Origin of the sequence: Allokutzneria sp. NRRL B-24872, assembly GCF_002155965.1 — a bacterium.
Lineage (GTDB): Bacteria > Actinomycetota > Actinomycetes > Mycobacteriales > Pseudonocardiaceae > Allokutzneria.
Window position 1 is genome coordinate 1 of the sequence record NZ_MUMH01000161.1, and the last position, 4,912, is coordinate 4,912.

Genomic DNA, 4,912 nt, shown 5'->3' on the forward strand with positions numbered 1-4,912 from the left:
GCTGGCCTGGAGAAAGTTACGCAGCGCTTGATCCGAAGTCAAATCGCCTGGTCGACCCCGTGAACGAGCGCGGCGCCCGTGGCGAATCCGCAGGTCAGCGGTTCGCGACGGGCGCCGCGGTGATCGTTGGGGCTGGTCGGGACTACAGGGCGACCTGCACCCCGGCCGTGTGACGCTTGCCACGACGCAGCACCAGCCACTCGCCGTGCAGCAGGTCGTCCCTGCTCGGCTGCCACGCCTCGTCGGCGATCTTCTGGTTGTTCACGTACGCGCCGCCCTCGTTGACCGTGCGCCGCGCGGCCCCCTTGCTCGGGGACAGGCCGGAGGCGACCAGCAGGTCGACGATGGTCGGCTCGTCGGAGAGGCGGACCTCGCCGGTCGGGGCCTCGGACATGGCCGCCTTCAGCGTGGCGGCGTCCAGCTCGCGGATCTCCCCGCGACCGAACAGCGCCTGGCTGGCCGCGATCACCTGGCGCGTCTCCCCCGCTCCGTGCACCAGCGTCGTGAACTCCTCGGCCAGCTTGCGCTGCGCCGCCCTCAGCTGCGGCTTCTCCGAGGTGGCCAGCTCGATCTCGGCGATCTCGTCGCGGTCGAGGAAGGTGAACATCCGCAGGTACTTCAGCGCGTCGGCGTCCTGGACGTTCACGAAGTACTGGTACCAGGCGTAGGGGGAGGTCATCTCCGGGTCGAGCCAGACGCTGCCGCCACCGGTGGACTTGCCGAACTTGCGGCCCTCCGCGTCGGTGACCAGCGGCAGCGTCAGCGCGTGCGCGGAGCCCCGCTCGACCTTCCTGACGAGTTCGACGCCACCGACGATGTTGCCCCACTGGTCGGCGCCGCCGATCTGGAGCTTGCAGCCGTGCTTGCGGTACAGCTCGACGTAGTCGTTGGACTGCAGCAACAGGTAGCTGAACTCGGTGTAGGACATGCCCTCGCCGTCGAGGCGGCGCTTCACCGTCTCCCTGCCGAGCATCACGTTCACCGAGAAGTGCTTGCCGACGTCGCGGAGGAACGTCGTGACCGGCATCGACTGGGTCCAGGTCAGGTTGTTCTCCACGAGGGCGCCGGTGGCCGAGTCGTCGAAGTCGACGAAGCGCTCCAGCTGGCCGCGGATGCGCTCGGTCCACTCGGCGACGGTGTCCAGCGGGTTGAGCGAGCGCTCCTCGGTGTCACGGGGGTCGCCGATCATGCCCGTCGCGCCGCCGGCCAGCACGATCGGCCGGTGCCCGGCGCGCTGGAAACGGCGCAGGCCGAGCAGCGGGATCATGTTGCCCGCGTGCAGGCTGGGCGCGGTCGGGTCGAAACCGGCATAGAGGGTGAGCGGGCCGTTGTCGAGGTCCTCGCGCAGGGCGTCGAGGTTGGTGGACTGCGCGATCAGGCCGCGCCAGGACAGCTCGTCGAGAATGTGCTCACTCACGCCGCCCATTGTCGCCCACCTGGTCAAAGCACTTGTCAGGCAGGGCGGCGCTTGGCTCCCCTGCGGTAGGCGCTGACGGCGGGCGATCCGGCCAGCCAGAACCGCCACGGCACGTCGACGGCGTTGGCGACCCCGACGCGCGGGCCGCTGACCACCTCGACCTGCTCGTCCGGGTCGGCGGCGAGCAGGCGGACCGGGGAGGACGGGTCGGTGAGGTCGATGCCGTTCTGCTCGCGGGTCAGGCCGAGCACCGAGCACAGCCGCGCGGGGCCCTTGGCCAGTTCGCTGTCGTTGCGGGCGTTCGGGCGTCTGCGGCGGGCGAGGTCGATGCCGGTGACCACCTCTCCCGCGCGCACGAGGACGGCGCCGGGTTCGCCGTCGTGCAGGGTGACCACGTTGGCGCAGAAGTGCATGCCGTAGACGAAGTACACGTACAGGTGGCCGGCCGGTCCGAACATGACGGCGTTGCGCGCGGTCTTGCCGCGGTAGCAGTGGGAAGCGGGGTCGTCGCCGCCGCGGTAGGCCTCGACCTCCACGAGCTTCACGCCGATGGGGCCGTCCGGGGTGTCGACCTCCAGGACGCTGCCGAGCAGCACGCGGGAGGCGGGGACGGGGTCGATGGCCAGGGCTTCGCGGCGGATCAGGGTCACCCGGTCACTCTCCCGCATAGGTCTGACAAGGCGGTCCGACAACGCGAGAGGACCCCCTCCCGAAGTGGAAGGGGGTCCTGGCTCTCACTTGGCCCAGTCGCGGTGCGGGCTGAGCCGCGCGACGAGCCGGTCGAGCTGTTCGGCGACCCGGGCGGGCGCGGTGCCGCCGTAGGCGTCGCGGGAGGAGATCGAGCCCTCGACGGTCAGGACCTCGCGGACCTTCGGGGTGAGGCTCGGGTTGACCTCGGCCAGCTCGGCGTCGGTCAGCTCTTCGAGGCCGATGTCCTTGGCCTCGGCGCGGCGGACGCACTCACCGGCGGCCTCGTGCGCGACGCGGAACGGGACTCCGTTGCGCACCAACCACTCCGCGATGTCGGTGGCCAGGGTGAAGCCCGCAGGGGCCAGCTCGGCCATCCGGTCGGTGTCGAAGGTGAGGGTGCCGAGCATCCCCGCCATCGCCGGGAGCAGCAGCTCCAGCTGGGCGACGGAGTCGAACAGCGGCTCCTTGTCCTCCTGGAGGTCCCGGTTGTAGGCCAGCGGCAGGCCCTTGAGCGTGCCGAGCAGGCCGGTCAGGTTGCCGATGAGCCTGCCGCTCTTGCCCCGCGCCAGCTCGGCGACGTCGGGGTTCTTCTTCTGCGGCATGATCGAGCTGCCGGTGGCCCACGCGTCGTCGAGCTTGGCGTAGCCGAACTCCGCGGTGGTCCAGATGATGACCTCCTCGGAGACCCTGGACAGGTTCACGCCGAGCATGGCAAGGCAGAAGGCGATCTCCGCGGCGAAGTCGCGCGCGGCGGTGCCGTCGATGGAGTTCTCCACCGGGGCGTCGAAGCCGAGTTCGGTGGCGACGGCGGCCGGGTCGAGGCCGAGGGAGGAGCCGGCGAGCGCGCCGGAGCCGTAGGGCGAGACGGCGGTGCGGCGGTCCCAGTCGCGCAGCCGCTCCACGTCGCGCAGCAGGCTCTGCCCGTGGGCGAGCAGGTGGTGCGCGAGCAGCACGGGCTGGGCGTGCTGGAGGTGGGTGCGGCCGGGCATGACGGCGCCGGGGTGGGCGCTGGCCTGGGCGACGAGGGCGTCGACGACGTCGATGGTGCCCGCGGCGATCCGGCGGGCGGCATCGCGCAGCCACATCCGGAAGAGCGTGGCGATCTGGTCGTTGCGCGAGCGCCCGGCGCGCAGCTTGCCGCCGAGTTCGGTGCCCGCGCGCTCCAGCAGGCCGCGCTCCAGCGCGGTGTGCACGTCCTCGTCATCGGGGCTGGGGGCGAACGCGCCGGAGGCCACGTCGGCGTCCAGGGTGTCCAGCGCGGCCAGCATGCGGTCCAGCTCGTCGGCGGAGAGCAGGCCCGCGCGGTGCAGGACGCGGGCGTGGGCGCGCGATCCGGCGATGTCGTAGGGCGCCAGCCGCCAGTCGAAGTGGGTGGAGACGCTCAGCGCTGCCATGCCGTCGGCGGGACCGGACGCGAACCTCCCGCCCCAGAGCTGTGCCGATTGCTGCTCAGTCACGCGTACCCCTTCTGCAAATCCTTCGTGTGGCCCCGGAAATCCCTGGCGAGGGCCTGGTGGAAATCGTAGAGCGACTCCTCGCAGCGCCGTCCGGTGACCACGGCGCGGCGCTCGCTGAGGTGGAGCCGGACCTCTCCGCTGACGCGCGACTGCGAGCTGGCGATGAAGGTGTCCAGCGCCTGCTTGAGCGGCGAGCCCCACTGTCCGTGCTCAACAAGGTCGTGGACGAGCTCCGCCCAACGCCGGTCGACGTCGGCCTTGAAGGCGAGCAGGTCGCTCTCCAGGGTGATGCTCTCCAACGCCTGGTGCGCGGTGGTCAGCGCGAGCGAGCCGAGCCCGCCAGCGCGGCGGTTCAGCTCCTGGAGGGCTTCGAGCACGCTCAGCGTCTCGCGGTCGAGCGCGACCGGGACGCCCTGGTCGAAGGTGATCACCACCTCCAGCGGGTCGGCGGGCTCCGGCGTGCGGTTCCACGCCCCGCCCAGCGGTGCGCAGGCGGCGTTGGCCTGGATCGCGCGCAGGAACTCGGCGCTCACTGGTCGCTTTCCCGGTGCCCGGCCATCGCCATGAACCGCTCGGCCAGCTCAGCGCCGGAGACGGGTTCGCGGGCGATCACCATGATCGTGTCGTCGCCCGCGATGGTGCCGACGACGTCGTTGAGCGCGGCGCGGTCCACGGCTCCGGCCAGGAACTGCGCGGCGCCGGGCGGGGTGCGCAGCACGGCCAGGTTGGCGGAGTGGTCGGTGGAGACCAGCAGCTCACCGAGCAGCCTGGTCAGCCGCGAGGTGCCGCCCTCCATGCCGCGAACGGGGCTGCCGTCCTCGGGGATGACGTAGACGGGGGCGCCGCCGTCGGCTCCGCGCAGCTTGACCGCGCCGAGCTCGTCGAGGTCGCGGGACAGCGTCGCCTGGGTGACGTCGATGCCCTCGGCGCTGAGGATCTTGGCCAGCTCGGTCTGGCTGCGGATGGAGAGCTGGCGGACCAGCTCCACGATGCGCGCCTGGCGGGCCGCCCTGGTGGCCGCGGCGGCGGCGCGCGGGTGGCTCACGTCGAAGCTCATCCGCGGCTCCCCTCCTGGATCAGCCAGGTCATCAGCGCCTTCTGCGCGTGCAGCCGGTTCTCGGCCTCGTCCCAGACCGCGCTGGCCGGGCCGTCGAGCACCTCGTCGGTGATCTCCCAGCCGCGGTGCGCGGGCAGGCAGTGCAGCACGATCGAGTCGGTCCCGGTCGCGGCGAGCAGTGCCTCGTTGACCTGGAAGGGGCGGAACGGGCCGACGCGGTCCTTGCCGTCGTTCTCCTGGCCCATGGAGGTCCAGGTGTCGGTGACCAGCACGTCCGCGCCGTCGACGGCG

General features: G+C 71.7%; 5 protein-coding genes and 1 pseudogene. All 6 read right to left on the bottom strand.

Annotation, left to right across the window (positions count from 1 at the left end; genetic code table 11):
* Window positions 1–142: 142 nt before the first annotated feature.
* A complete protein-coding gene (tyrS, locus tag CCN37_RS32530; protein WP_086828335.1) occupies window positions 143–1,417 on the bottom strand; it encodes a tyrosine--tRNA ligase in 1,275 nt (424 codons plus the stop codon).
* Window positions 1,418–1,452: 35 nt separating this feature from the next.
* A complete protein-coding gene (locus tag CCN37_RS32535; RefSeq protein ID WP_086828327.1) occupies window positions 1,453–2,085 on the bottom strand; it encodes a DNA-3-methyladenine glycosylase in 633 nt (210 codons plus the stop codon).
* 66 nt (window positions 2,086–2,151) lie between these two features.
* A complete protein-coding gene (gene argH, locus CCN37_RS32540; RefSeq protein ID WP_086828329.1) occupies window positions 2,152–3,564 on the bottom strand; it encodes an argininosuccinate lyase in 1,413 nt (470 codons plus the stop codon).
* The gene (locus CCN37_RS32545; protein ID WP_086828331.1) at window positions 3,561–4,097 is read right to left on the bottom strand and encodes an argininosuccinate synthase domain-containing protein; all 537 of its coding nucleotides are present in this window, start codon (window positions 4,095–4,097) and stop codon (window positions 3,561–3,563) included. The genes argH and CCN37_RS32545 overlap by 4 nt, the downstream gene beginning before the upstream one ends.
* Window positions 4,094–4,621: an arginine repressor gene (locus tag CCN37_RS32550; protein WP_086828333.1), complete on the bottom strand. Its 528-nt coding sequence runs from the start codon at window positions 4,619–4,621 to the stop codon at window positions 4,094–4,096. The genes CCN37_RS32545 and CCN37_RS32550 overlap by 4 nt, the downstream gene beginning before the upstream one ends.
* A pseudogene (locus CCN37_RS32555) lies at window positions 4,618–4,912 on the bottom strand (ornithine carbamoyltransferase); the annotation flags it as partial. The gene CCN37_RS32550 and the pseudogene CCN37_RS32555, both read right to left, overlap by 4 nt.

What these genes read in the sequence shown, in the direction of transcription:
- CCN37_RS32535 (WP_086828327.1), bottom strand. Translation starts at nt 2,085, where the DNA reads ATGCGGGAGAGTGACCGGGTGACCCTGATCCGCCGCGAAGCCCTGGCC.
- CCN37_RS32550 (WP_086828333.1), bottom strand. Translation starts at nt 4,621, where the DNA reads ATGAGCTTCGACGTGAGCCACCCGCGCGCCGCCGCCGCGGCCACCAGG.